Annotated in this window: 27 protein-coding genes; 14 read left to right on the top strand and 13 right to left on the bottom strand. The window is 50.4% G+C overall.

Features of this window, described 5'->3' with window-relative positions; translation table 11 throughout:
- Positions 1-15 precede the first annotated feature (15 nt).
- Positions 16-1,032 carry a homocysteine S-methyltransferase family protein gene (locus HF324_RS33190; RefSeq protein ID WP_168861699.1) on the bottom strand — a complete coding sequence of 339 codons (1,017 nt, stop codon included), beginning with the start codon at positions 1,030-1,032 and terminating at the stop codon, positions 16-18.
- 416 nt (positions 1,033-1,448) lie between these two features.
- Between HF324_RS33190 and HF324_RS33185 the strand changes: the two genes are divergently transcribed.
- Positions 1,449-1,664, top strand: coding sequence for a hypothetical protein (locus HF324_RS33185; RefSeq protein WP_078669837.1), 216 nt, complete (start codon positions 1,449-1,451; stop codon positions 1,662-1,664).
- Positions 1,665-1,865: 201 nt separating this feature from the next.
- Here HF324_RS33185 and recR read toward each other — a convergent pair whose 3' ends face one another.
- Entirely contained in the window at positions 1,866-2,483 is a 618-nt protein-coding gene (gene recR, locus HF324_RS33180) for a recombination mediator RecR (protein WP_168808192.1), read from the bottom strand.
- 58 nt (positions 2,484-2,541) lie between these two features.
- On the bottom strand, positions 2,542-4,029 hold the full coding sequence (locus tag HF324_RS33175; RefSeq protein WP_168861698.1) for an Ig-like domain-containing domain: 1,488 nt from the start codon (positions 4,027-4,029) through the stop codon (positions 2,542-2,544).
- Between the two features lie 108 nt (positions 4,030-4,137).
- Here HF324_RS33175 and HF324_RS33170 point away from each other — a divergent pair, with 108 nt between their 5' ends.
- Positions 4,138-4,599, top strand: coding sequence for an SRPBCC family protein (locus HF324_RS33170; protein WP_168861697.1), 462 nt, complete (start codon positions 4,138-4,140; stop codon positions 4,597-4,599).
- Positions 4,600-4,602: 3 nt separating this feature from the next.
- Here the strand turns inward: HF324_RS33170 and HF324_RS33165 are convergent, their stop codons facing one another.
- From HF324_RS33165 to HF324_RS33155, 3 genes are read right to left on the bottom strand one after another with little or no spacing between them, the layout of a single operon-like run.
- Positions 4,603-5,142 (bottom strand): hypothetical protein, encoded by a 540-nt coding sequence (locus HF324_RS33165; RefSeq protein WP_168861696.1) that lies wholly within the window; start codon positions 5,140-5,142, stop codon positions 4,603-4,605.
- 29 nt (positions 5,143-5,171) lie between these two features.
- A complete protein-coding gene (locus tag HF324_RS33160) occupies positions 5,172-6,182 on the bottom strand; it encodes a lipid A deacylase LpxR family protein (RefSeq protein WP_168861695.1) in 1,011 nt (336 codons plus the stop codon).
- Positions 6,183-6,215: 33 nt separating this feature from the next.
- Positions 6,216-7,487 (bottom strand): acetyl-CoA hydrolase/transferase family protein, encoded by a 1,272-nt coding sequence (locus tag HF324_RS33155; protein ID WP_168861694.1) that lies wholly within the window; start codon positions 7,485-7,487, stop codon positions 6,216-6,218.
- A 146-nt stretch (positions 7,488-7,633) separates the two neighbouring features.
- Between HF324_RS33155 and HF324_RS33150 the strand changes: the two genes are divergently transcribed.
- From HF324_RS33150 to HF324_RS33120, 7 genes are all read left to right on the top strand, one after another.
- On the top strand, positions 7,634-8,134 hold the full coding sequence (locus HF324_RS33150; RefSeq protein ID WP_168808180.1) for a GNAT family N-acetyltransferase: 501 nt from the start codon (positions 7,634-7,636) through the stop codon (positions 8,132-8,134).
- Between the two features lie 128 nt (positions 8,135-8,262).
- On the top strand, positions 8,263-8,742 hold the full coding sequence (locus tag HF324_RS33145) for an RNA polymerase sigma factor (RefSeq protein WP_168861693.1): 480 nt from the start codon (positions 8,263-8,265) through the stop codon (positions 8,740-8,742).
- Positions 8,733-9,209 carry a hypothetical protein gene (locus tag HF324_RS33140; RefSeq protein WP_168861692.1) on the top strand — a complete coding sequence of 159 codons (477 nt, stop codon included), beginning with the start codon at positions 8,733-8,735 and terminating at the stop codon, positions 9,207-9,209. Before HF324_RS33145 ends, HF324_RS33140 begins: the two co-directional genes overlap by 10 nt.
- A 127-nt stretch (positions 9,210-9,336) precedes the next feature.
- Positions 9,337-9,828, top strand: coding sequence for a hypothetical protein (locus tag HF324_RS33135; protein ID WP_168808174.1), 492 nt, complete (start codon positions 9,337-9,339; stop codon positions 9,826-9,828).
- A gap of 130 nt (positions 9,829-9,958) precedes the next feature.
- Complete coding sequence (locus HF324_RS33130) at positions 9,959-10,450, top strand: lipocalin family protein (protein ID WP_168808172.1); 492 nt, start codon at positions 9,959-9,961, stop codon at positions 10,448-10,450.
- A 116-nt stretch (positions 10,451-10,566) separates the two neighbouring features.
- The gene (locus HF324_RS33125; RefSeq protein WP_168808170.1) at positions 10,567-11,316 is read left to right on the top strand and encodes a metal-dependent hydrolase; all 750 of its coding nucleotides are present in this window, start codon (positions 10,567-10,569) and stop codon (positions 11,314-11,316) included.
- Between the two features lie 35 nt (positions 11,317-11,351).
- On the top strand, positions 11,352-11,870 hold the full coding sequence (locus tag HF324_RS33120) for a GNAT family N-acetyltransferase (protein ID WP_168808169.1): 519 nt from the start codon (positions 11,352-11,354) through the stop codon (positions 11,868-11,870).
- Here the strand turns inward: HF324_RS33120 and HF324_RS33115 are convergent, their stop codons facing one another.
- From HF324_RS33115 to ispG, 3 genes are all read right to left on the bottom strand, one after another.
- A complete protein-coding gene (locus HF324_RS33115) occupies positions 11,871-12,764 on the bottom strand; it encodes a LysR family transcriptional regulator (RefSeq protein ID WP_168808168.1) in 894 nt (297 codons plus the stop codon).
- Between the two features lie 114 nt (positions 12,765-12,878).
- Positions 12,879-13,220: a hypothetical protein gene (locus HF324_RS33110; RefSeq protein ID WP_168808166.1), complete on the bottom strand. Its 342-nt coding sequence runs from the start codon at positions 13,218-13,220 to the stop codon at positions 12,879-12,881.
- Positions 13,221-13,298: 78 nt separating this feature from the next.
- Entirely contained in the window at positions 13,299-15,266 is a 1,968-nt protein-coding gene (ispG, locus tag HF324_RS33105; protein ID WP_168808165.1) for a (E)-4-hydroxy-3-methylbut-2-enyl-diphosphate synthase, read from the bottom strand.
- A 128-nt stretch (positions 15,267-15,394) separates the two neighbouring features.
- Here ispG and HF324_RS33100 point away from each other — a divergent pair, with 128 nt between their 5' ends.
- Positions 15,395-16,258: a helix-turn-helix domain-containing protein gene (locus tag HF324_RS33100; RefSeq protein WP_168861691.1), complete on the top strand. Its 864-nt coding sequence runs from the start codon at positions 15,395-15,397 to the stop codon at positions 16,256-16,258.
- 518 nt (positions 16,259-16,776) lie between these two features.
- Here HF324_RS33100 and HF324_RS33095 read toward each other — a convergent pair.
- The 4 genes from HF324_RS33095 to kbl all read right to left on the bottom strand — a co-directional run bounded on the left by HF324_RS33095 (position 16,777) and on the right by kbl (position 21,055).
- Positions 16,777-17,529: a tetratricopeptide repeat protein gene (locus tag HF324_RS33095; protein WP_168861690.1), complete on the bottom strand. Its 753-nt coding sequence runs from the start codon at positions 17,527-17,529 to the stop codon at positions 16,777-16,779.
- A 45-nt stretch (positions 17,530-17,574) separates the two neighbouring features.
- Positions 17,575-18,597, bottom strand: a complete 1,023-nt coding sequence (locus HF324_RS33090; protein ID WP_168808159.1) for a VWA domain-containing protein — start codon at positions 18,595-18,597, stop codon at positions 17,575-17,577.
- A 306-nt stretch (positions 18,598-18,903) separates the two neighbouring features.
- The gene (gene blaOXA / locus HF324_RS33085) at positions 18,904-19,707 is read right to left on the bottom strand and encodes a class D beta-lactamase (RefSeq protein WP_168808157.1); all 804 of its coding nucleotides are present in this window, start codon (positions 19,705-19,707) and stop codon (positions 18,904-18,906) included.
- A gap of 160 nt (positions 19,708-19,867) precedes the next feature.
- Positions 19,868-21,055 carry a glycine C-acetyltransferase gene (gene kbl / locus HF324_RS33080; RefSeq protein ID WP_168808155.1) on the bottom strand — a complete coding sequence of 396 codons (1,188 nt, stop codon included), beginning with the start codon at positions 21,053-21,055 and terminating at the stop codon, positions 19,868-19,870.
- Positions 21,056-21,440: 385 nt separating this feature from the next.
- Here kbl and HF324_RS33075 point away from each other — a divergent pair, with 385 nt between their 5' ends.
- Genes HF324_RS33075 through HF324_RS33060 form a run of 4 tightly spaced genes read left to right on the top strand, consistent with a single transcriptional unit; the run spans position 21,441 to position 24,403 of the window.
- The gene (locus HF324_RS33075) at positions 21,441-21,926 is read left to right on the top strand and encodes an RNA polymerase sigma factor (RefSeq protein ID WP_168808153.1); all 486 of its coding nucleotides are present in this window, start codon (positions 21,441-21,443) and stop codon (positions 21,924-21,926) included.
- 38 nt (positions 21,927-21,964) lie between these two features.
- Positions 21,965-23,074: a hypothetical protein gene (locus HF324_RS33070; protein WP_168861689.1), complete on the top strand. Its 1,110-nt coding sequence runs from the start codon at positions 21,965-21,967 to the stop codon at positions 23,072-23,074.
- Positions 23,075-23,076: 2 nt separating this feature from the next.
- Positions 23,077-24,042 carry an outer membrane beta-barrel protein gene (locus HF324_RS33065; RefSeq protein WP_168808150.1) on the top strand — a complete coding sequence of 322 codons (966 nt, stop codon included), beginning with the start codon at positions 23,077-23,079 and terminating at the stop codon, positions 24,040-24,042.
- Between the two features lie 28 nt (positions 24,043-24,070).
- A complete protein-coding gene (locus HF324_RS33060) occupies positions 24,071-24,403 on the top strand; it encodes a hypothetical protein (RefSeq protein ID WP_168808149.1) in 333 nt (110 codons plus the stop codon).
- Positions 24,404-24,537 lie beyond the last annotated feature (134 nt).

The following is a 24,537-nucleotide window of genomic DNA, read 5'->3' as shown; positions in this document are numbered from 1 at the left end:
CATTTGTGTTTAGGATTATGCCAGGGTGTTTACCAGCTCCGGTTTCCGGCGCGGTGCGATGTTTTTTACATGCTGTGCAATATGGCGGATATGGTCTGGCGTGGTGCCGCAGCAGCCGCCCACAATATTCACAAAGCCTGAACTGGCAAAATCTTCAATGATACAGGCGGTATCTTCCGGTTCCTCATCGTATTCACCGAATGCGTTGGGCAGGCCTGCGTTAGGGTAACAGCTGACATAGCAGCTGGCGATATTGGACAGCTCTTCCACATAAGGGCGCATCTGCTGACCGCCCAGGGCGCAGTTGAGGCCTATGGAGAAAGGGTTGGCGTGCATCACGGAAATGTAGAAAGCTTCCAGGGTCTGACCGCTCAGCGTCCGGCCGGATGCATCCGTAATGGTACCGGAAATCATCACCGGCAGCTCCGGTTTACCGGATTCACGGAAGTACTTTTTGATGGCATAGATAGCCGCCTTACAGTTGAGCGTATCGAAAATCGTTTCAATCAGCAGGATGTCCACACCGCCGTCTGAAAGGCCTTTTATCTGCTCTTCATAGGCTTCGGCCACTTCATCGAAGGACACGGAGCGGTACCCGGGATTGTTTACGTCCGGGGAGAGCGACAAGGTTTTGTTCAGCGGTCCGATGGCGCCTGCAACAAAGCGGGGCCTGTCCGGATTTTTGGCGGTATACTCCGCAGCCGCTTTCTTCGCGAGCCGGGCTGCAGCCACGTTCAACTCGTAAGCCAGGGCCTGCATGTCGTAGTCGGCCATCGCAATGGAAGTGCTGCTGAAAGTATTGGTCTCGATGATATCGGCGCCCGCTTCCAGGTATTCCTTGTGGATGGCTTCTATGATCTGTGGTTGGGTGAGGTTGAGCAGGTCATTGTTGCCTTTGAGGTCCATATGATAGTCGGCAAAACGGGTACCTCTGTAATCAGCTTCCTGGAGTTTGTATCGCTGGATCATGGTGCCCATGGCACCGTCAATGATGAGCACACGCTCATTAGCGCAGTCTTGTAAAGATTTCATGATTTTCTTTGCTGTTTATTAGTTGCTGTTAAAGTCTAACAGGGTCGAACAATAAACAAATCCACCCCGTAATATCCTGTAAAGATACGCTATTTTAATATGTAAAAACAGCTTATTTGCCTGTCCCGCACTGTATGGGACGGCCTTTCTTCCGGTGTTGATATTAACCATGTTTTATATAGATTTTGTCTATATCAAAACTTTTATTTGGTAGAAGTCTATAAAGTCTACTATATTTGTAGGGTAATAGAAAAACACCATGCAACAACAAAAGCTGAACATACTGTTGAACCCGGCGGTAGCCCCCCACCAGTCCTATGCCTGCTGTCTTTCGGGACGCTGTTGCTGTTAAAACGGCGCCTTATATTCTCATTGAGTTCTCCCGGTTTTTATTACAACAAAAAAAGCGTTTTGTCATGACGATAGCAGAACATATCCATGCGCTCAGGGAACACCTGGCAGGTCTGGGCCTGCAACCGGTTCCGGAGATGAATGATGGAAGTGAGCCAGCGGTTTTTAAGGTATGTTTTCTTAACAAATACGAAATGCAGCGCTGGAAAGAGCTGCGTGAACAGGAATCAAAAACCAATCATACCATATTTCAGGGTACGCCTGAAAAAGACGTACACTGACCTTTTTCATAACGTGGAATTACAGGTTAAACGAAGACGGGCGTTATTGAACGCCCGTATTTTATTTATAGATTTTTTGATTTACGGATTTTGAAATTTTGAGGTTTCAGCATTGATTCGGACATTTTGCTATTTGAAAGTTCTCCCTGAAGAAATTATCAAATAAATTCCAAAATCCGTAAATTCCAAAATCCCCAAATGTTATGGTTTAACATAACTGTCCAGCGGGAGCCGGTTGGAAATAGACCGGGCCAGCGTCATCTCGTCGGCATATTCCAGTTCGCCGCCAAAAGCAATCCCCCGCGCAATAGTGGTGATTTTCACGGGATATTCCTTCAGTTTTTTAGACAGGAAATATATGGTGGTATCCCCTTCAATGGTAGGACTTAAGGCCATAATCACCTCTTCCACGCCCTGGTGTTTCACCCGCTCTACGAGCGACTGGATATTCAGTTGTTCCGGGCCGATACCGTCAATAGGGGAGATAATACCTCCCAGCACATGATACAGGCCGTTGAACTGCTGTGTATTTTCAATGGCCATCACGTCCCGGATGCTTTCTACCAGGCAAACCACCTGCCGCTGCCGGGAATGGTTGCTGCAGATACCACATATTTCTTCATCGGAAACATTATGGCATACTTTGCAGAAGCGGATCTGTTGCCGCATACGGGCTATCGCCTCACCAAACTGCTGTACCTGCACAGTTTCCTGCTTCAGCAGGTGCAACACCAGCCGCAGGGCCGTTTTTTTACCGATGCCCGGCAGCTTGGCAAATTCATTGACAGCGTTTTCTATCAGAGCGGAAGAGAATACCATAATGCAAAGTTAGGAATATTGCCGCTGTACAGGCCACAGGGCCGCACTGCGGCAATAATTATATTTCTATCGTTGGCCGGAGCGTCCAGTAAGCCTTCAGGTTCTGTTTGCCTGGCACCAGGATCACCCGTTCGGGCTGCCGCTTGGGCTCTTTGTAGTACTGGCCGCGGTCCCATTTGCCGTTGCCATTGGCGTCCAGCAGCACCCTTACTTCATATTCACCGGGTGTAATGAACTTCTGCAGCCAGGTGCCGTTAACAGCTGTGCCGGAGTATTTAATGGCCTTATCCTGTACCAGTTGTATCACGTAATGCATGGAGTCGTCATTGATGGCCTGCCGTGTACTGTCACTGATCTTCAGCGTGACCCCGAAAATGGCGTAATCACTTGCTTTTTTGGACTTAAAGCTGATAGTGTCCGGTTTGGGCAGTTGCTGCCCTGTGGTGTCAGTAGCGGCATCAGCCGGGAAGATCATCCGGTAAGCGGTGCCTTCTTTCCACGGATAAAACACGGTCAGTTTGGTATGGGTGCTGTCCATATTGGTATGGAAAGTGACCGGGGCAAAAGTGCTGTCTTCTCCCAGAATCACACGGGCGCTGTCCAGCGTTCTCAGCGGAAGATTAAATGTCAGCTGCAATGGCGCCGGCAACTCCTGCAAGCCGCCGTCCAGCGTGGGCGTTATCTGAAGCTTAGGCGTTTTTTTCTTTTTATCTTTTTCCTTCTCTTTCTCTCTTTCCTGTTCTTCCGCCTCCTGGTTGGCCCGGTCCAGCGAATCCTGCGGAGAAAGCGGCTCTTTGATCGTACTATCACGCTCCATGAAAAGCAGGAGGTTGACCCCCTCCACATTCTGCTCTTTCATCACAATCGGTTTTTCAACAAAAGCGATCATCTCAGAAGGCTGGTTGTACTGGAGGTCACGGTCTTCTTCTTTCAGTGCAAAAAGCTTGTAAGTGCCGGGAGCCATATTTTTAAACCGGAAGGAGCCGTCAGGACGGGTTTTGGCGTAGTACACCGGTTTCTCCTTGGATACAATGGAGTCTTCCAGGTTGCGGTACAGCATCACGGCGATGTTACTGTCCGGAACGCCGTTTTCGGCATCTATCATACGGCCCGTGAGCTGGAGGCTGTCCAGGTAATTACCGGTAGACACCACATACTGAAACTCGGGGATGGCATTGCGCTCGTTGATGTCCCGGATGGCGTCCGAAAAATTGAACGTATAGGTGGTGTTTTCCTGCAGGGTATCCTTCAGCTCCATGGTCACCGTACGCAGCTTGGCGGTGATGATAGGTGTGCGTTTCAGCGTCGGCGACACGATCAGCTTATCGTTCACGTTGTCCAGCTCCACAAACTCGTCAAACACAAAATATACCTTCCTGTTCTTGAAATGCAGGGAAGAATCCGGAGGATTCACCGCCGCAAGGGAAGGAGGGAGACTGTCGCGCGGTCCTCCGCCAGGCGGCACAATGTTGGCACAGCGGGTCATTGAAACAGCGATCATAAAGGATATCAGCCAGAATGCCCAGCTCCTGATATATTGATACATATTTCCGGTCGGATTAAAAATATGTTGCAAACTTACGAAAACGGCGGAAAGCTTCGCTTTTCTTTTAACCTCCCGCCGGGATGGGTAGCAATGACGTAACTTTAGTTCATGGCCAGTGTCTTTCTATTGCAACGTACCCAGTTTATACCCGCACCACTGCAACAGGTGTGGGACTTCTTTTCCGATCCCGGCAACCTGGCGAAGATCACGCCGCCCTATATGCGCTTCAGGGTTACCTCTCCGCAGGATGACAGGAAGATATATCCCGGGCAGGTGATCACCTATACCGTTTGTCCGCTGTTGGGCATCCCGCTGGAATGGATGACAGAAATTGTACACGTGCGGGACGGCGAGTATTTCGTGGATGAACAACGGGCAGGCCCTTACCGGCTCTGGCATCATCAACACCATTTCAGGGAGGTGCCGGGAGGGGTGGAGATGACAGACACGATCCATTACCGGCTGCCACTGGGATGGCTGGGCCGCCTGGCGCATACCATGTTTGTACGGCGCCAGCTGGAAAACCTCTTCGCTTACCGGTACCGGGTGGTAGCGGAGCGCTTTGGGTAAACGTTATTCTTTGGTGGTCAGGGTCGTGGAAAGCTGATCGCCGGTATACACCTTAATGCTGGTCCGGCCGGTTTTCGGGATACTGCCTACCCACAGCGGCGTAGTGCTGTAAGAATTCTTCTCTGCCTGGGCAGTGGCCACAAAATGCATCTCCGCATCGTTGGTCAGATTATCGGTAGTAGCGGATGCCAGCTGTATCTGCGTGCCATAATAGGTGGATGGCATGGTAGCGGCAACGACCACCTGTGTACCAAAATCGGGACGGTCAATTTTGTTGTTCATGGTTTTGGCTACGCCAAAGAGGCTGTCGAAAGCAGCAGGATTATCGATCAGCCAGAAGGTAAGGCTGTCTTTCACCTGGATATTGTTTTTGACAAAATAGCCGTTCAGCGGCTGTACATCGAGACTGCTGCCGCTATCGGCCTGTACGTTCAGTGCGGTATCATTGACAACGGCGCTATCGGCGGCGTTGTTACGGGTAGCGCCTCCACAGGAGGCCAGCAACAGAAGGATAGCTGCGGAAAAAGACAGACGGCTGTTCATGTGATTTTCTTTTTTTTAATAAGATAACATCATTGCGGGAAATAGGTTGCCCTGGAGAGGGGAATTAACAAGGTAATGTTACCGACGGAGTGTTTGCCGGTACCACTCATCCAGGCGGTGGCTGTCTGCTGGGTATAACGGATGGTCGTGCGGCCGATGCCGATACCGATGCCATAGTCCATCCCGATGGTAAAACGGCGCATATGCGAGGTTTGCCGGTCGGTCAGCTCTTCGAAGTTGGTATCGGTGGAGCGGAAGATGCCGCCCTGCAGCAGCGCGTTGAACAGGTTGAGGGCAAACTGCGGCCGGGCGAACACATACAGCTGGAACTTCCGCCGGGTGGCGGCGTCCAGGTCTGTTCCCCCAAAATACGGGTTGATGAGGCCATACCTGCCGTACAGGGACGCGCCTGCGGAAGTCATCATGGTGCCGGCGTGAATGCCGATTTCCCCCGTTGTTTCAAGGCTTTTGACCGGGTTCCATAACATGGCCTCAAAGGAAAAGTTATAGTTCAGCAGGGGCGCGTTAGGTACCTGGTTACCCCAGCCTTCCGGTTCCTGGTAGTGAATCAGCCGGTGAAAGAGACGCTGGGTCTGTTCTGCGCCGGCCCACGGCCCTAATACGCCGAACACCAGTTCGGAATGGAAGGAGTACTTTTTGACCGGGTTGTAGGAGGTCAGTCCATGCGTGGCGAACAGGGCCCCGGCGTAGTAAAAGTCATTAGGATGAAAGGAGGTATCTGCAATCTGATTGGGCGTGATCATGACCTGCATGAGCTGCCATTCGAAAACATTGATGGCGGAGGGCCCTGCTTTGGGAAAGAGCCACTTGTCAAGGAAAGTGGATTTTTTCTTCTTCATATATACGTAACCGATAGCGGTGCCGTTACTGTAGCCCCGGTCGGTTCCCCTTCCCCATACGTTGAAGAAGTCGTCATCTTCGTATATGCGTAGCTGTCTGGTGGCATTCTGGGTGATCTGTGCCTGTGCGATAGTCAGCGTGCCGAGACAAATGAATATTCCCCATAAAAAAACTTTCATAGGCCCTCCTTTTAATCCTGACAGTTATCTGAGTCAAAACACTTTGAATATTTCAAAAGCGTCTTTCTGCAGCTGTTCCCGGTGATCGGGGTGTGCTATGTTGATAAGCGCCTGTGCGCGTTGTTTCAGGTTTTTTCCGAGCAGGTGTGCGATTCCGTATTCTGTTACCACATAATGCACGTGGGCGCGGGTGGTGACAACGCTGGCGCCGGGTTGCAGGCGGGAAGCGATACGGGAGACACCTCCGGACGTCACGGATGGAATGGCAATGATCGGTTTACCGCCGGCAGAGAGGGCGGCGCCCCGCATGAAATCCATCTGGCCGCCTACGCCGCTGTATTGCCGGAACCCGATGGAATCGGCGCATACCTGTCCAAAGATATCGATTTCTATAGCACTATTGATAGCGGTCACTCTTGGATTTTTACGTATAGTCGTGGGGTTATTGACGTATTCCACGTCCATCAGGCGGATGATAAGATTGTTATCCATAAAGTCGTACAGGCGGCGGCTGCCCATGGCAAAGCTGGATACCATCAGGCCAGGGTGGATGGCTTTGTAGCGGTTGTTGATAACACCTTTTTCTACCAGGTCGATGACGCCGTCGGAAAACATTTCCGTGTGGATGCCAAGGTCCTTGTGGCTGTGCAGGCATTGCAGCACGGCGTTGGGGATACCGCCGATGCCCATCTGCAGGGTGGCGCGGTCTTCTATCAGGGAGGCCACATGTTCGCCGATGGCCAGTTCAGTGGGGCTGGGCGGGCGTACGGCCTGTGCGTAAATGGGATAGTCGGTGGTCACGGCTGCGGTGATGCGGGATATATGGATCACGCCGTCGCCGAGTACGCGGGGCATATTGGGATTCACCTCCGCGATGATGACGCGGGCGGTGTCAATGGCGGCTTTGGACACATCGCAGGATACGCCGAGCGTGCAGTAGCCGTTCCTGTCCGGCGGAGACACGGTAATGAGCGCCACATCGATCGCAGGTTCCAGGGTACGGAAGTACCGGGGCACTTCACTGAGAAACATGGGTATATAGTTGGCCCTTCCTTCGTTAACGGCCTGACGGATATTCTTACCGACAAAGAAAGTATCGATTTCAAAAGCATGGGCATGTTCAGGGGAAGCATAGGGAGCATCCCATTCGGTATGGATACTTACCAGCCGGACATTCCTGAGTTCATGGCTGCGGAGAGACATGGCCTTTACCAGTTCCCGCGGAGTGGCTGCTGCAGTGTGAATAAAAACGGTTTGGCCGGACCGGACCTGTTGTATCGCATCCTGGATAGTGGTGTAAGGCATTGTCGTTGGTATTGGTTGAGCAAATTTATCGAGCGTTTTATAGATAATTTATGAGTAATATCATGTTGTAACTTTATATGCTGGTATCTATCCAACAACCGGCCCTGTTTATTTGTTGGATACCTGACACCAGCGCAGAAAAACAAATGGACACACTTGTTTACGAAATGGCTATCCCGGCAGATGCAGCGGCTATCCGCGATCTGTCCCTGTTAAGTTACGGTGAGTATGCCGCCGTCATGGAGCCGGAATACTGGCGTGCCATGCATAAAAACCAGTCGGATATGGATAACCTGAAGGCACTGATGGAGCAGGCGGGAACTTTCGTATGCCGGTCCGGCGAAAGACTGGTAGGCGTGGTGTTCCTGGTACCTTCCGGCCAGGCTACCGCTATCTACCCGGCAGACTGGGCCTATATCCGCCGTTTGGGCGTGGACCCGGCCTTCCGCCGCATGGGTATTGGCCGCCGGCTGATGGAGCTGGCTATCGAAGAAGCCCGGCGTTCAGGTGAAAAGATACTGGGGCTCCATACCAGCACGATGATGCCGGCTGCCCGGAAAATGTATGATGAGCTGGGCTTTGCGCTGATGAAAGAGCTGCAGCCGATACTGGGGCAGCAATACTGGCTGTACAAAATGACGTTGTAAAAAGTTGTCCATTTCAGCTTTCAATGTGAATAACTCGCGGCCGGCTGAATGTACATATTTCATAAATTAGCAAGCTTAAATGTAAGCACAACTGTTTGCGGAGAGATCTGACACATATAAGTGAGCAAATGCTTATAGAACGACTGACGTTAGGTGATCCCGCGGCAAAAGAGTTGTTATATGACCGATACGCCGGGGCACTGTATGGAGTTGTCTTACAATTGGTGCCTGTAAAAGACAGGGCCAATGATGTTATCGTAAAGGTTTTTGCGTGGGCGTTCCATCATATCAATGCGTTCCACTCTTCAGGCTTCCGCACTTTATTTGCCTGGTTATTACGTAAAACGAGGGAGCTGGCCATTAAGGAAGCCATCCCGGAAACGGCGCTCACAGGGACAGAGCTGATGAAGAAAGAAGAAGGTATCCTGCAGCAGTTCTATATCTTACTACCGGCTTCGGAACAGCAGGTATTCCGGCTGAGTTATTTTAAAGGTTTATCGATCACAACTATAGCCCGTATGCTGGCCATACCAGAAGGGCAGGTAAATGAAATACTGGGGGAAGCAATGAAAGCCTTCCGAAAATTCTTAAAAGAACATTGGAACTAAAATTTTATATCGAAAGCGGCATCATCGAGTCTTATGTGCTGGGCCTCGCTTCCGAAACGGAGGTGGAGGAGCTGGAACACATGAGAAAACTGTTTCCTGAACTGGACACAGAGGTGGAACTGGCGGAACGCCGGCTGGAAAAAGCCTGCTTCGACGAAGCGGTACTGCCGCCGGTGGAAATACGGGAACGGGTACTCCAGAAAGTACGCTGGGAGTATGCCGGCGCCCAGGCAGACGCACAGTCCAACTATACATTTATCAACATCCAGCCAAAAGACGGAAGCCATATCTCGGTACATCGCTGGTGGAAAATATTCTTCATCATTATTTTTATCCTGTCCAAAATCTTTCTCTTTTTTGCCATATTCTATTACCTGAAATACCGTCAGGAGAAAGAAAAACAGGAAGAAGTCCCTGCTGCTACAGTGCTTATACATGAGCAAAAAGCAAATAATTTTTATATATAATATAACCTGTGGCAAGCCGTTATTTAAATTATTTTCTCAATTTTACAATCCAACCGGCCGTTCCGGTTCGTAGATATTTTGTTTATCAATCATGTTTGATGGGTATGCGGTTTTTTAAATCATTGCTTTGGACTTAAAAAACTATATTGACAGTGGAGTAATTGAACGTTATTTACTCGGCCTTGCCACACCTGAGCAGGAGAGGGAGCTAACGTACATGAGAAGGCTGCATCCTATACTGGAACAGGAAATAGCTGCAGCTGAACTGCGCATCGAAAACAATATCATGGCTGAAGCCGTACCCCCGCCCGTTCAGCTGAAAGACAAAATCATGGAAGGCGCCCGGCGCCATAAGCACCAGGAATACTACTTCAAACAAGATAACGGCCAGGGCGGGCAACAGCCGCCGCAAGATCCCGTTTACATCAATATCAGGCCCGGATGGAACCGTCAGATCACCGTCAGCATCTGGTGGCGCTGCGCATTCCTGGCCCTCTGCGTATTGACCATGTCGCTGGCGGCCAGTACCTGGTACCTCTTCAAACGGACCAATCAGCTGGAGGAAGTATTGATCCGGCTCAAAACCCCGGCAGAAGCCCTTTTGCCGGCCGGCCGCTAGCCTTTCGCATATTCATTTGGTACGTTTCTTGTAAATGCTGAACTTGCCGCAGTATTCAGGCTGTTTAAACCTTATTGCAGTACAGCTGTTGAATGCAGAGAAGGCATTAAAACATACAAATTATTATTCCATGAAAAATTTATCATTCGCAGCATTGTTTTTGGCTCTGGTCGCAATCCTGGGTACTTCCTGCTCTCCCAAACAGGGCGTAACTACCAACATTAACAAAGGTGCCGTAAAAGGCAACTGGGTACTGACAGACATCCGTTATGAAGGTATTCCCGAAAACGCCAAAGTAACCGTTTTTGACGAGGCCAATGCCAAATGCTTTATTGGCAGCCAGTGGGTATTGCCAGACAATAATGCAAATGGTTCCTATACATTATCCTCCACTGCAGACGGCTGCAGCCCGGCCACACAAAAAATTGTCTGGACACTCAGCAAACAGGGAAATGTTACCATGTTCGGTTTCAAAAAATTGTACTCCGGCGTAAAAGCTAAAAACGTAGCAGACGGCTACCTGATGGAATGTACAGAAGCCGGCAGCTCCATGACATGGAGAGCCAATGTAAATTTCGAAGGTAAAACAGCCTCCATCATCTACACTTTACAGCGGAAATAATTTTTATCGTTTTATACAAAAAGACATCCTGCCCGGCCATCTCCGGGCAGGATTTTTCATTTACCGGTGTTCATAGATAATAGTATATTTAGATAAGGTTAAAAAACCAGATGAATATGAGCACGCAGCATTCCAACATCAAGTTTCTTGGCCATGCCAGTTTTCAGCTTACAACACCGGAAGGCCATATCATTCTCGTAGACCCCTGGTTTACCGGTAACCCGGCGCTGCCGGCCGATTACACCATCCCGGAACAAATTGACCTGATCCTGATCACCCACGGCCACAGGGACCACCTGGACAGTAAAATCATTGACCTGATCCGGTCCCACTCCCCTAAAGTGATCGCCAATCCTATCGTCCGGCTGTTCCTGCAGGAACAGGGCGTGCCGGAACATGTATTCGAACAGATGAACGCCGGCGGGACCGTCTCCATCCTGCAAACAAAAGTCACCATGACCAACGCCTTCCACTTTGCACAGGTATGGCTGCCGGACGGAAAAATAGGTTATACCCACGCGGCCAACGGCTTTATCATCTGGATGAGCGACGATGTCTCAGTGTATTATTCCGGAGATACTTCCGTTTTCGGCGATATGGCCCTGCTGGGAGAAATCTATGAACCGGACATAGCGATCCTGCCGATCGGCGACCGTTTTACCATGGGACCGCTCGAAGCTGCGGCCGCCATCCGCCTGCTGAAAGTAAAACATGTGATCCCCTGTCATTACGGTACGATGCCGGCGCTCACGGGCACGCCTCAACGACTGAAAGAACTCACGCAGGACCAGGAACGGCTGCAGATTCATGCCCTGAAAGCCGGTGAAGAACTCGATATGTCTCAGCTGCAGCTGCATAAACCGTAGCTGTTTCCTGATATTTTTTCTTTAATCATCCGAATATGTTACCCCTGACTACATCCCGTTTACTGGTATGTCCCTGCCGCCTGCCGCTGATCACAGCGATTTATCTGCAGGACCCGCAGGCGGTCACACTGCTGAATGCCGACATTCCGCCGGAATGGCCTATGTCTGAACTGAAAGAGCTGTTGCCGCACCTGATTGAACTATTACAACATGATCCCAAATCATTCCCCTGGTTATTATGGGCGATCGTATCCGCAACAGACAAAACCGTATTGGGAAACATCGGCTTTAAAGGCCGCCCCGACGAAAACGGGATGGTGGAAATAGGCTACTCGCTGCTGCCACCATACCGTAAGCAGGGTTATATGCAGGAAGCTGCCACAGCATTAATTACATGGGCCTTTCAACAGCCGTTCGTAAAAAGTATCGAAGCTGAATGTGCAGTGGATAATAGCGCGTCCCGGAAAGTATTGCAGCGCCTGGGCATGCGGCAAACCGGCATGCAGGACAACATGCTTCGCTGGCAACTGCTGGAAAAAGATTTCCTGTTATAATCAGGGAGTCATGTGCTGGCGCGCAAACTTGATGAAAAGCTGCGCCAGCTTGTCCTGCAGCCCTTGCAGATAGGTAAAGTGAAGTTTCCTGATCAGCTTGAAATTTTTAATGGGAAGCACTACAAACTCGCCGGCTTCCACTTCCCGCTGTACCGCCTGCAAAGAGATAAATGCCGCGCAGGAGGAATGGTGCAGGTAGGATTTGATGCTCTCCGTGCTGCCCATGTACATGGCTACGTTCAGGTCAGTAATTTTCAGTTTCAGCCGCTTCAGCTCATCGGTGATCACCTCCAGTGTGCCGGAGCCGTGTTCCCGCATGAGCAGGGGAATGTTCCGCAACTCGGCGGCGGTAAGCGGCTCGCCGCTGCCGTAGGCATGCTGTGGGTTTCCGATGAGCACTATTTCATCGCGGGCAAACTCAACATATTTCAGCAGCGGATTTTTGGAACTGCCTTCGATAATACCCAGTAAAATACTCTTTTCGAAAAGCGCCTGTTCTATCTGCTCCGTATTACCACTGGTAAGCGACGTTTTCACGTCCGGGTAACGCTGGTTGAATTTGGCCAGCAACGGGGGAATGAGGTATTGTGCAATGGTGGTGCTGGCGCCAATGGCAAGCAGTCCGCCCTGCGTGTGTTTCAGCTGGTTGATTTCATACTCCAGGTTGCGGTAGTCTGTAAAAATAATTTCGGCGTGATGCATCACCAGCTGGCCGGCGCGGGTAAGCTTGATACGGTTGCCGATCCTTTCAAACAGGGCCATGCCCAGCTGTTGCTCCAGCTCATGAATATGTTTGGTGACGGCTGGCTGGGAAATGTATAATTCTTCTGCGGCCTTGGTGAAACTGAGCCTCTTCGCAACGGTATGAAATACTTTGAGTCTGAAATCGAACATGTAATAAAAGTAAGGTTTTTAGAGGGCAGTTGTTGGTTGTCGGGGCTAAAGGTAAAAAAATAAGGATTAAACCACGGGAGGCGGCTTAATCCTTATGGGAAGAGATGTTATGGATCAGGCTTTTTTCTTGCCTGCGCCAGGATTATTTGATTTGTAGCGCATGTCAGGAGTGCCGTCTTTCTTTTTCGGTCCTGCTGTTTCAGAGGCGCCTTTATTTTCTTTGAAACGTTTGTCAGGAGCTCCGCTTTTGGTAAGGTGCGCTGTTTTGGCTGCAGGTGAAGCCTGGGCAGCAGGTTGACCGGCATCTTTCTTAGCGGTGGCGGCTTCTTTCTTAGCTGCCTTTTGCTCTGTTTTTACTTTGGTTTTAGCTTCTTTTTGGGTGGTGGCAGGGGCCTGCGCCATGGCAACAGTGAAGCCCATGAACATCGCCAGCACACCTGTAAGCAACTTTTTCATAAGAAATGTTTTACCAAAAATTAAGCTTTTTATACATGATAAACGTGCCTGCCCTTATTTTTAAGCTACATTTAATAATCAGTTCTTGTCCACCCACATGCCGTTTTCACGGATCAGGCTGATCAGTTCGTCCACGGCCACGTCGCTGTTCAGGCCGCGTTTTACCACCTCTTTGCCTTTATACAGGGTGATTTTTCCGACACCGCTGCCCACATAGCCGAAGTCGGCATCAGCCATTTCTCCCGGTCCGTTGACGATACAGCCCATGATAGCGATTTTCACGCCTTTCAGGTGATGGGTGACCGCCCTGATGCGCGCCGTGGTTTCCTGGAGGTCAAACAGCGTGCGGCCGCAGGAAGGGCAGGAGATATACTCCGTTTTGGAGATACGGGTGCGGGTAGCCTGAAGGATACCGAAAGCGATATTGTTGAGCAGGGCTGCCTGCGCCGGTGCCTGGTCCTGGTTGGTCAGCCAGAGGCCGTCGCCGAAGCCGTCCAGCAGGAGGGCGCCGGCTTCCGTGGCATGATGGATCAGGTGTTCGTCTGCGGTGGCCTGCGGACTCACGCTGTGGATGATCACTGGTACCGTCAGCTGTTGGGCTGTCAGCAGGATGAAGAATCTTCTAATACTGGCCATGGCGTTGCTGCCGGTAGCATGAACGGCCAGGACAACGGCGCCGGTGGCAGCGGGCTGTCCCAGCTGTTTCAGCAGGTCATTGATATCGGCGGTATCGAGATCGTCTGCATCAACGGCCACGAAGTTCTTTTTACCGGTTTGTCCGGCTGCCACGGCGTCCAGGTAGGCGCGCGTGCTGAAATACGGTATGTAAGCGGCTTTGTCGGCCAGCGTCTGCCACAGGCTGGCATCTGCCACTACCTGCAACGTGCCGGGAAGGGCAAAGGAGGGCACCTGTGTACCGGTGTAAATATAGTCGGCGGCGGCATCGGCGATGTTCCATTTATCGGAGGGTTCATCGTACGTATAGCCGATCGCGTTAAGGTCCGAAGGTTGTATAGTGGCCAGGCTGCGGTAGTCTGCCACTACTACGGGCACCTGTTTGTCGCCGGTATTGTCTACGGCGGTGCTTTCCCTGCGTTTGTAGGAGAACGGGGAATAGGGAAGCGTGTCCAGCGGACGGGAAGTAGCTGGTTTTTCCGTACGGGCGCCGCTGTAGCGTTTTACGATGTCTCGGCATACGGGCAGTTCGAACTCCGGGTCTTCTGTCAGGGACACCCGGATGGTGTCGCCCACGCCGTCTTCCAGCAGGGTGCCGATACCGATGGCGGATTTGATACGGCCGTCTTCCCCGTCGCCGGCTTCTGTAACACCGAGGTGCAGCGGGTAGCAGTGACCCAGCTCCTGGTGCATGGTTTGCACCAGCAGTCGGTATGCCTGTACCATCACCTGTGGGTTGCTGGCTTTCATGCTCAGTACGATGTTACGGTACTGCAGGTCTTCCGCGATACGCAGGAATTCCATGGCGCTTTCCACCATGCCCATGGGCGTATCACCGTAGCGGCTCATGATACGGTCGCTCAGGGAGCCGTGGTTGGTGCCGATACGCATGGCGGTACCGTATTCCTTACAGATGCTCACCAACGGCGTGAAACGTTCCCGGATACGGTCTATTTCCTCCAGGTATTCGGCATCGGTATACTCGATGGTTTCAAACTTCTTTTTATCGATGTAGTTACCGGGGTTGATCCTGACTTTTTCCACGATGCGGGCCGCAATTTCGGCTGCATTGGGCGTAAAGTGTATATCTGCTACCAGCGGTGTGTGGTAACCCTGGCGACGAAGTTCGTTTTTGATGAGCAACAGGTTCTCCGCCTCCTTTTTGCTGGGGGCGGTAATGCGGACCAGCTCAGCCCCCGCTTCGATACAACGGATGGCCTGGGCTACGGTGCCGGCGGTGTCCATGGTGTCGGTGGTGGTCATCGTCTGGATGCGGATAGGGTTGAAGTTGCCAATGAGAAGATCACCTACCTTTACTTCCAGGGTGGCCAGTCGCTTATATTCTGTTAATGAGTTGCAATAAAGCTGCATACGTTTTTGTTTTCTGCAGGTGCAAAGTTAATAAACCTGGAGGGCAATTAGCCCACACCTTAAAGCTACATTAAATTCCACGAACGGTGCCGTCAAAAGGAAGCCATTCGCTTAAATTTGAACTACTTATGTCGAATAATAAAAGTCTGGACATCCCCTATCAGGAATGGCCGCTGAAATCACAGTTCAACATCACCCCACTGGGGATGGCTGCTACTGATTTCACCCACCAGCCACACCGGCATCACCATTTCCAGATCTTATGGTTTACCAAAGCCAAAGGCCGGCATATGGTCGATTTTGTGTGGTATGAAATGGAAGACAATATGTTGTTCCTGCTGAGGCCCGGACAGGTGCATCAGCTGGACTGTGAGCGGGAAGGCCATGTGATTTTCTTCACCGAACGCTTTTATTTTGCCAATAAACACGACAAAGAAACGCTGTACGATTTTTCCAACCTGTTCGATAACTGGCACGGCTACGGCCCGATCCATATCGGTGAAAACACCGCCCCGGCACTGCTGGGGCTGGTAGACCTGATGAGCCGGGAACACCGCTCGCCGGGCACCAACAGCCGCAGCATCGTCAAACATTACCTCAACGCCTTCCTGTTGCTGGCGGAAAGAGAGAAAAAGCGCAACGCTACCGATACCATGCGGCCGCTCCATCACGATTCCCGGGTGGTCCAGCTCCGCCGCCTGCTGGAAAAACATTATGCCCGTGAACATCAGGTGGCCTTCTACGCCAACGCTTTTGCGCTGACACCCAAGCGGTTGAATGAAATCACGAAAGAAACCACCGGCCGTACCGTCACGGAACTGCTGCACGACCGCATTGTCCTGGAAGCCAAACGAAATCTGGCCTTCAGCCACAAGAGCGTAAAGGAAATCTGCTATGAGCTTGGTTTTGAGGATCCTGCCTATTTCAGCCGGTTTTTTAAAAACAACGCCGGCATCTCTCCCCAGGACTTCCGGGACATAATGTTCAAATAGTCCAAGTTAATAGCTGAATTGTCCTAGTAGATTGTTCCGTCTGCACTTAGTTTTGTGTATTGAATTGTTATATACCCGCTGACGTTGAACCGGAAATCATGCAAGGATGCTAAAAATGTTAACTGTGCTGTAAGTCTTCCCGTCACCCAATCAAGACAGGGGACCGGATGGGCGGGAAGCCCTCTGGTCAATGCCAGCGATAAAACAAATAAATACCAGCAGCCGTGAAAGCGCACTGCTTAAAAATAAGTGTGTTTTAAAGTTCGGGGAGGTGTTTGCCGGAAATGTAAGATGAATACAAGACCATTAGGCTGGCAAATAGGTAAAGAGTAACCAGTCAGGCGGCGAACATCTTCCCCTTACCTTATTACTGGCAAAAAGTACTGTTACCATGCGTAACTGTTGTAGGTTTAGGTAAAATGGCCGGAATAATCATGTTCCGGTTTTTTTATGATAAAAAAATCCGGCAGTATCGTCGATGCTGCCGGATTTTACTGTTTACTGCGTATACGGGAAGATTACCAGTCTTTCTCCACAGGTACCGGTTGCCCTTTCATTTTCCTGGCTTTGTCCTGCAGTTTCTTTTCTTCCTGGGACAATGCCTGTAACAGCCTTTCTGCTTCCTGTTTGTTCATTTTGCTGGGCTGTGGTTCCGGTTTCTGCTGTTCCTGCTGGTCTTTGTCTTTGTTCTGGTCTTTGTTTTTGTCTTTGTCTTTGTCCTGCTGGTCTTTATTCTGATCTTTTTTGTCGTTATCCTGCTGGTCCTTGTTCTGGTCTTTATGCTGATCTTTGTTCTTGTCCTTGTTCTTGTCTTTGTTTTTATCCTTGTTGTCTTTATTGTCCTTGTTGTCCTGCTGTTGTTTTTTCAGCATCGCCTGCGCGTAGGCGAGGTTGTAGCGGGCATCTTCATCGGCCGGGTTGATTTTCAGTGCCTGCTTGTAGGACTTGATGCTCTCTTCCCACTTTTTGGCTTCCATAAAAGTGTTGCCGATGTTGTAATCCGCTTCCGCTTTCATCCGGCTGTTGTCGGCTGTTTTCAGGCTGTTGGCATATTGGGTGCGGGCGTCGTCAAATCTTTTCTGCTGATAGAGGGAATTGCCCAGGTTATAACTGCCTACGGCTGATTGGGCATTTTGCTCCAGGGCTTTCTTATAGTTGGCCTCTGCGTCGCTGAACAGCTGCTTCTGATACAGTTCATTGCCTTTTCGGATAAACTTATTGGTGCCGTTCTGCGCCAGCGCGGTAACGCCGGTAAGCAGCAATGCAGCCATAAAGCAACCCTGTTTTATAAAAGTAATGTTCATGATCTGTTGAAATTAGGCTACGGCCGTTTCCCGGGGCTCGCGTGGCAGGCGCACTTCCGGTATGAAAAATTCAATCAGCAGTAACGCCAGGCAGATGCCCAGGAAATATTGGAAATAGCTGTTATAGTCTGTGAATACATTTTCGCCGAATTCTTTCTGCTCCATGCTGTCGATCTTGCTGACCAGCGAATTCACCACATCGTCCGTATTGTTGTCCAGGTGTTGATAGATACCTTTTCCTGCAGCGGCGATTCCTTTGAGCTCATTTTCGTTGAGTTTGGAAATCACGGTATTACCTTCCCGGTCTTTTTTATAGCTGCCTGTTTCCGGGTCGGGAAGCGGGGAGCCGGCTACAGAACCGATACCGATGGTATTGGTAACCACGCCGTTATCGAAAGCGGTCCTGGTTTTTTGCAGCGCGGTTTCGTCATGGTCTTCCCCATCGGAGATGACTACCAGTGCTTTGTGTTTACGTTCTTTTTTGTTGAAAGCGTCGTCGGCCACCTGGATGGCCTGTCCGATAGCGGTGCCCTGTGTGGGGATCATCTCCGGGGAGACGGTGCTCAGGTACATTTTAGCGGCGGAATAATCGATGGTAAGCGGCATCTGCAGGTAAGCATTGCCGGCAAACACCACGAGGCCTACGCGATCGTTGTTCAGCTTGTCCATTAGTTTGCTGATGAGTTGTTTGGCGCGGGTGAGCCTGTCGGGCTGGATGTCGTTGGCCAGCATACTTTTACTCACATCGAGCGCTATCACCACATCTACGCCCTTCCGGGTGATTTTCTCCATGCGGCTGCCTTTCTGGAGGTTGGCAAGTCCCAGCACACCGAAGAAAAAGGCCAGGAAAATCAGGAGAAACTTGAATACAAACAGTTTACGGGAATAGCCGGCAAACAGTTTTTCCACGAGGGCCGGATCACCTATACGGCGTATGGAGCGGCGTTTCCACCAGGATACTCCCAGGAAAGCCAGCTGCAATACCAGTAACAACGTCAGTGCCCACAAATATTCACTATGCTGAAAACGTAACATATGCAGTTTTAAGATCGCTTGCGGTTGGCAAGATCTCAAAAATAATTTTTTTGTCACGTATTACAAGAGCGGGAACAGGGCATTTTAATATTTTAACATTTTAGTATTTAGTTATTTGATTTACGGATTTTGGGATTTTGGAATTTAAAACGCAGTGGAGAGCCTGCTACAGGACGCCGGGACCTGGCATCAGGTATCCGGGCGTAATCTTCGCAGTATTTTTAAATTCCAAAATTCCAAAATTCCAAAATCCGTAAATCCAATAACCCAATAACCCAATAAACAAATAATAAAATACCCTAATAACTACATTTCTCCTTTGAAATAGCCGGCTTCGGTGAGGATATTACGGAGAATAGCCATCCGGTTTTTGACCATGTCAAAGTTGGGATCTTCTGTTTCAATGTTCAGGACAAAGAAGGAGGGGTGTCTGTTTTCTTCCACCCAGCCTACGATCCAGCCAATTTGTTTAGCGCCGGCGGTGCCCCAGCCGGTTTTATAGGAAAGCTCGTATTTTGGGGTTTTTTCCATCAGCATCACGTCGCGCACTGTTTGCATATTGGTTTTGGCGAAGGGCAACTGATCGAAATACAGTTTTTTGACAAAACCCAGCTCTTCGTCTGCGGAGATCTGCAGGGAGTTGTCGAGCCAGAAAGTATCCACACGGCTCATTTTCATGTTGCCGTATTTAACGGAGTCCAGCCATAGCTGCATATTGGTTTTGCCGATGCGGCGTGCCACTTCCTGGAAATAGGGAACGGCAGATACTTTAAACGCCTGCTGCATGCTCAGGTCCTGGTTCCATGCCGGGTATTTGCGGGTAACACCATCCCAGGGGATTACCATGCCGGTATCGGTGATTACACCGGTCTGCAGGCCCACCAGCGAGTTAAAGATCTTGAAGGTGGAAGCCGGCAGGAAACGTTCTTTGGCGCGGTCCAGGTTATACACTTTGAAGGTGCCCTGTGCGTTGTTGAATAGCATAAAAGTGCCTTCCACCTTGTACTCGGTGAAATATTTCTCCCAGCCTTTTTCTTCCTTAACGTTGTTCGGTGCGCAGGCGGCCATGAAAAGGCACAGTGCTGATAACATCCAGCCAAATCGTTTCATCAGTATCATGATTTAGTAAATAGTCAGGTGCGAAATTACGGATCCAATTACGAATTACGAATTACGAATTACGAATGGAGGGCTCCCTTACAGGTCGGTTACTTAATAACCTTTCCAAAAGGGAGCCCTCCATTCGTAATTCGTAATCCGTAATCCGTAATTATTTAATCACGCCCAGTTCCTTACCTATTTTGGTGAAGGCGGCTATAGCTTTATCGAGATGGGCCTGTTCGTGGGCGGCGCTGAGCTGTACACGGATACGGGCCTGGCCTTTGGGCACTACCGGGAAGAAAAAGCCGATCACGTAGATGCCTTCTGCCAGCAGTTTTTCCGCCATTTGCTGGCTCAGTACGGCGTCGTACAGCATAACCGGCACAATCGGGTGGTCGCCGGGTTTGATATCGAAGCCGGCTTCGGTCATTTTCGTGCGGAAATAGCGGGTGTTGTATTCCAGTTTGTCGCGCAGCTCAGTGGTTTCGCTCAGCATGTCGAGAACGGCGATGGAAGCGCCTACGATGCTGGGAGCCACGGAGTTGGAGAACAGGTAAGGACGGCTGCGCTGACGCAGGATATCGATCACTTCTTTCGGGCCGCTGGTGAAGCCGCCGGAAGCGCCGCCGAGCGCTTTGCCCAGCGTACCGGTGATGATGTCTACCCGGCCCATGACGTTGCGGTATTCGTGGGTGCCACGGCCTGTTTTGCCAAGGAAACCGGAAGAGTGGCTTTCGTCGGACATTACGATGGCGTCGTATTTATCCGCCAGGTCGCAGATCTTGTCCAGCTGGGCAATCGTACCGTCCATGCTGAAGGAGCCGTCTGTTACGATAATACGGCTGCGGCAGTCCTGGGCCTCTTTCAGTTTGGCTTCCAGGTCAGCCATGTCGTTATGTTCATAACGGAAACGTTTGGCTTTGCACAAACGCACCCCGTCGATGATGGAAGCATGGTTCAGGGCATCGGAGATGATGGCGTCCTGTTCGCCGAACAGTGGCTCGAACACGCCACCGTTGGCGTCGAAGGCGGCTACGTACAGGATGGTGTCTTCCGTGCCAAGGAATTTGGAGATTTTTTCTTCCAGTTCCCGGTGAATGTCCTGGGTGCCGCAGATAAAGCGGACGCTGCTCATACCGTAGCCATGGGTGTCGATGGCATCTTTGGCCGCTTTCACCACAGCCGGATGAGAAGACAGTCCCAGATAGTTATTGGCGCAAAAATTTATGACCGTCTTACCGCCAACCTGTATTTCAGCTCCCTGCTCAGATGTAATGATACGCTCTCTCTTATACAGACCGGCTTTGTTGATTTCCTCCAGTTCTTCCCGTAAGCGGGACGTAAACTTCTTATTCATAGTAAGTACAATATTTAATTATAACGCTTTTGCAAAGTTATAGGCAATAAAAGTATTACGAATCTCTGTCGCATCCACAGTTAACGGCGCGGAGGGTAAAAAGTTTGACCAAGGTGTAACATTTAACGGCAGCACTCCGTCATAATACTATCACGATTAAAGATGCCATGTAGTGGAAAACTGTGAATTTGACCTGAGAAAGAGAGATACAAAAATAATGTGCTGGATAATGGGTTGATGATCAGTTTTATATAAACTGTTCCTGCTGTGCAAACCGGAAAAAAGCGGTGTAAGCTGATGATTTAGGTGTGGGTAGGCGGATGGTGACCATGATAGGTATTAAAGTAAAAGTCGGAACTTAGCACTAAAATCCCGCACCACCGGAATGACGGAAAAGGAGTACAATAAATGTGTGGATCTGTATTCGGACAATATATTCCGCTTTATTATCAAAAACCTGGACCACGCGGAAGATGCCAGGGACGTAGTACAGAACGCATTCGAAATATTGTGGAAGCACTGCCAGGACGTGCCTTTTGAAAAGGCAAAATCGTACCTGTTTACAGTGGCGTACCATAATATGATCGATCATGTACGTAAGACAAAGCGGGTGACACTGGTAGACGAGTTCAAGGACGAGATGAAAGTGGCGGACCATAAGATCAACAATGCCAAAGAGGTGATTGCCAGGGCGTTGGCTAATCTGAGTGAGGTGCAGCGGTCACTGGTGCTGCTGAAAGATTATGAAGGTTACAGCTATGAGGAAATAGGCGAAATCATGCAGCTCAACCCCTCCCAGGTAAAGGTTTACCTCCATCGGGCCAGGATACATTTAAAAAATTATCTGGTAAAGATGGAAAACGTGATATAAATATTTATAATTGTTAATAAGTTAATAATAAATAATTTTTGGCTGTAGAGATCGACATATCGAATTACGAATCTTACCTGCTCAGTTATGTGGATAACGAACTGGACGACGCGGAACAAGCCGCGCTGGAACAGTTCCTGCAACAACATCCTCATATACGGGCCGAGTTGGAGCTGCTGAAAGGTGCCTGCGTGGTACCGGACGAACAGGTCGTATTTGATCAGAAGGCAGCCTTGTACCGTCATACGCCCGCCGCCGCCACTGAAGCCTATGAATCGATGATGCTGAGCTATGTGGACGGAGAACTGCCTGCTGAAGACACTGTCCGCCTGAAATCCTGGCTTCGGGAACATCCCGAAGCGCAAAAGGAGATGGCGCTGCTGCAGGTGGTGAAACTGGAGCCGGATACCACTGTGGTATTCGCCAACAAGGCCAGCCTGTACCGCACTTCCCGTAAAACCGTCAGAATGGCGGCTTACTGGTGGGGAGCTACCGCCGCCGCGGTACTGACAGGGTTGCTGATCTGGCTGTTGCCCGCGGGTGACCGTCATAACAGTCAGCCCATAGCCGGTACGGTGACGAAGGAAGCAATGACCCCACAGGCCGGTCAACCGGAAACGGCTGCTGTTCCCGCTCCGGCCCCGGAAAAAACGGAAACGCCGGCAGCCCCCTACGCGGAAGCTGCCCGCCCGGAAGCAGCGCATATGCCGGCCAGCCGCACCGCCTCTTCCCGCAAAAAGGAAACAGCCCGGGCTAAAGTTATCCCCACCACACCCGCCCCTCAACAACCGCAAAATAATAACGCAGTAGCCTCAGCGGCCGCAACCGCCGATGCACCGGTAATTTCCGCCCTGCCTTCTCCGCGCAACACTTCGGACGAAGTGGTGGAAAAACACCTGCAGCAGAATACAACGCTGGCAGCAGCCGCTCCGGCAGATAATACCCCTGCTGCGGGGCACGCTAAGGAAGCCGTTATTGCAGCCAACATGCCGGCCATGCCAGCCAAGGCGCCCGCCCCCGTGGCTGCCGCTCCGGCTCCTGCCGCTGTGAAAGGGGAGCTGATCCTGTCTGTCAGCGGAAGTGACAGCCGCATCCTGGACAAGGTCACCAACGTTGCTAAATTTTTCTCCCGTAAAAGGAATAAATAATTATGAAGCATAAAGTTTTACTCTGTTTTATATTGGTATTGTGTATAGGATGGGCGCAGGGGCAAAACGTTGACACCAGCCATCAGGCCAATGTGGCTGCAGCACCTGCGGCAGCTCCGGTTCCGGACACTTTCTGGATAAAGGGGCTGATCCTGATCAAAGGAAAGAACGAAAAAGGACGCAATACCTACAAAGTATACAGCGATACCGCCTATGCAAGGGCCCGGCTGAAGAAAAACCTGCACACCAGGTGGTTTGTCTTCGATATAGGATTTAATAATTACATCGACAGAAGCGAATACGGCGGCGCCAGCTATATCGCTTATTATCCCAATACGAGCGGCTTCTATAACGGCGCTATGCCCGCCGCCAAGGCGTATGATTACTCCGCGGTCGGACTCTCCACTTTTGCGCCAAGGGAAGGCAGCGAGCCACTAACACCGGCGGAATTTAAACTTGTTACCGGAAAATCGATCAATTTTAATATCTGGTTGTTTCAACAAAGGCTTAATATAACAAAACACAAACTTAACTTGTTATATGCTTTGGGATTGGAAATGAATAATTTCAGGTATGCCCGGAATATCACTTACCAGCCGGGTTATGCCACGAGAATAATCAGGGATACAGTAGAGTTTTCAAAAAACAAGCTGTTTGCTGAATATATCTCCATCCCGGTGATGCTGAACTTTAATTCTAACCCGGCCCGCCCGAATCGCGCGTTTCAGGCGAGCTTTGGTGTCTCTGGTGGTTATCTGATCAAATCCAGAACCAAACAGATCAGTGAGGAGAGAGGAAAAGTGAGGAAGACCGATGATTTCAACCTTAACAAATGGCGTTTCGGACTTACCAGCGAATTGGGTTATGGCCCGGTGAAGCTGTACGGTAACTTCGCCCTTACGCCTTTGCATGATTACGGTTTGCAGCAGTATCCGTTTTCTGTTGGGTTGCGGTTAAACGGTTTCTAAATTTTTTGACCTGACCAAAATTCTATCTATGCGTTCTTTTGTCGCCCTGCTGGCGTGCATTGGTTGTATTGCGTGGGTGCATTCCTGTGATAAACGTCTACTAGGTGTGAATGTATCGGGAGTCTCTGGTGCCGACCGGCAGCTCCCCGTAGATGTACCTTCTTTCAGCAACATTCCTGTAGTTGCTCCGCAAAAAGTAGTGACCGCTTCGGTAAAACGAATGACCACCGTTCATAAACCAGCCGCACGGCCAACAACAGCCAGGAAGCACTATACTGCTGTCGTTCAGGCGGATTCTATGTGGAACAGCCTCGTGCTGGGAAAACGTGCCGCCTTCTTAATGAACAACTTAACTCCCTAATAATCAATAAATAAATAGATTTATTGTCTTGTTGCCCCTGCCGGTTTTCAATCGGTTGAAGCTTGTCTTGTGTTACCACTCATAGAATTATCCGCTGCTAAACTGCCGTAATTTTTCCCCTTCCGTTATATTTG

The organism is Chitinophaga oryzae (assembly GCF_012516375.2).
Lineage (GTDB): Bacteria > Bacteroidota > Bacteroidia > Chitinophagales > Chitinophagaceae > Chitinophaga > Chitinophaga oryzae.
Note: the sequence above shows the minus strand (reverse complement) of the source record. Positions and strands in the feature narration are given on the sequence as shown.

What these genes read in the sequence shown, in the direction of transcription:
- HF324_RS33145 (WP_168861693.1), top strand. Translation starts at nt 8,263, where the DNA reads ATGCTTATAGAACGACTGACGTTAGGTGATCCCGCGGCAAAAGAGTTG.
- HF324_RS33090 (WP_168808159.1), bottom strand. Translation starts at nt 18,597, where the DNA reads ATGTTACGTTTTCAGCATAGTGAATATTTGTGGGCACTGACGTTGTTA.
- recR (WP_168808192.1), bottom strand. Translation starts at nt 2,483, where the DNA reads ATGGTATTCTCTTCCGCTCTGATAGAAAACGCTGTCAATGAATTTGCC.
- HF324_RS33110 (WP_168808166.1), bottom strand. Translation starts at nt 13,220, where the DNA reads ATGAAAAAGTTGCTTACAGGTGTGCTGGCGATGTTCATGGGCTTCACT.
- HF324_RS33150 (WP_168808180.1), top strand. Translation starts at nt 7,634, where the DNA reads ATGGACACACTTGTTTACGAAATGGCTATCCCGGCAGATGCAGCGGCT.
- kbl (WP_168808155.1), bottom strand. Translation starts at nt 21,055, where the DNA reads ATGAATAAGAAGTTTACGTCCCGCTTACGGGAAGAACTGGAGGAAATC.
- HF324_RS33095 (WP_168861690.1), bottom strand. Translation starts at nt 17,529, where the DNA reads ATGGCTGCATTGCTGCTTACCGGCGTTACCGCGCTGGCGCAGAACGGC.
- HF324_RS33120 (WP_168808169.1), top strand. Translation starts at nt 11,352, where the DNA reads ATGTTACCCCTGACTACATCCCGTTTACTGGTATGTCCCTGCCGCCTG.
- HF324_RS33170 (WP_168861697.1), top strand. Translation starts at nt 4,138, where the DNA reads ATGGCCAGTGTCTTTCTATTGCAACGTACCCAGTTTATACCCGCACCA.
- HF324_RS33075 (WP_168808153.1), top strand. Translation starts at nt 21,441, where the DNA reads ATGACGGAAAAGGAGTACAATAAATGTGTGGATCTGTATTCGGACAAT.
- HF324_RS33155 (WP_168861694.1), bottom strand. Translation starts at nt 7,487, where the DNA reads ATGCCTTACACCACTATCCAGGATGCGATACAACAGGTCCGGTCCGGC.
- HF324_RS33185 (WP_078669837.1), top strand. Translation starts at nt 1,449, where the DNA reads ATGACGATAGCAGAACATATCCATGCGCTCAGGGAACACCTGGCAGGT.
- HF324_RS33065 (WP_168808150.1), top strand. Translation starts at nt 23,077, where the DNA reads ATGAAGCATAAAGTTTTACTCTGTTTTATATTGGTATTGTGTATAGGA.
- HF324_RS33160 (WP_168861695.1), bottom strand. Translation starts at nt 6,182, where the DNA reads ATGAAAGTTTTTTTATGGGGAATATTCATTTGTCTCGGCACGCTGACT.
- HF324_RS33100 (WP_168861691.1), top strand. Translation starts at nt 15,395, where the DNA reads ATGTCGAATAATAAAAGTCTGGACATCCCCTATCAGGAATGGCCGCTG.
- HF324_RS33115 (WP_168808168.1), bottom strand. Translation starts at nt 12,764, where the DNA reads ATGTTCGATTTCAGACTCAAAGTATTTCATACCGTTGCGAAGAGGCTC.
- HF324_RS33190 (WP_168861699.1), bottom strand. Translation starts at nt 1,032, where the DNA reads ATGAAATCTTTACAAGACTGCGCTAATGAGCGTGTGCTCATCATTGAC.
- HF324_RS33165 (WP_168861696.1), bottom strand. Translation starts at nt 5,142, where the DNA reads ATGAACAGCCGTCTGTCTTTTTCCGCAGCTATCCTTCTGTTGCTGGCC.
- HF324_RS33060 (WP_168808149.1), top strand. Translation starts at nt 24,071, where the DNA reads ATGCGTTCTTTTGTCGCCCTGCTGGCGTGCATTGGTTGTATTGCGTGG.
- HF324_RS33175 (WP_168861698.1), bottom strand. Translation starts at nt 4,029, where the DNA reads ATGTATCAATATATCAGGAGCTGGGCATTCTGGCTGATATCCTTTATG.
- ispG (WP_168808165.1), bottom strand. Translation starts at nt 15,266, where the DNA reads ATGCAGCTTTATTGCAACTCATTAACAGAATATAAGCGACTGGCCACC.
- HF324_RS33125 (WP_168808170.1), top strand. Translation starts at nt 10,567, where the DNA reads ATGAGCACGCAGCATTCCAACATCAAGTTTCTTGGCCATGCCAGTTTT.
- HF324_RS33130 (WP_168808172.1), top strand. Translation starts at nt 9,959, where the DNA reads ATGAAAAATTTATCATTCGCAGCATTGTTTTTGGCTCTGGTCGCAATC.
- blaOXA (WP_168808157.1), bottom strand. Translation starts at nt 19,707, where the DNA reads ATGAAACGATTTGGCTGGATGTTATCAGCACTGTGCCTTTTCATGGCC.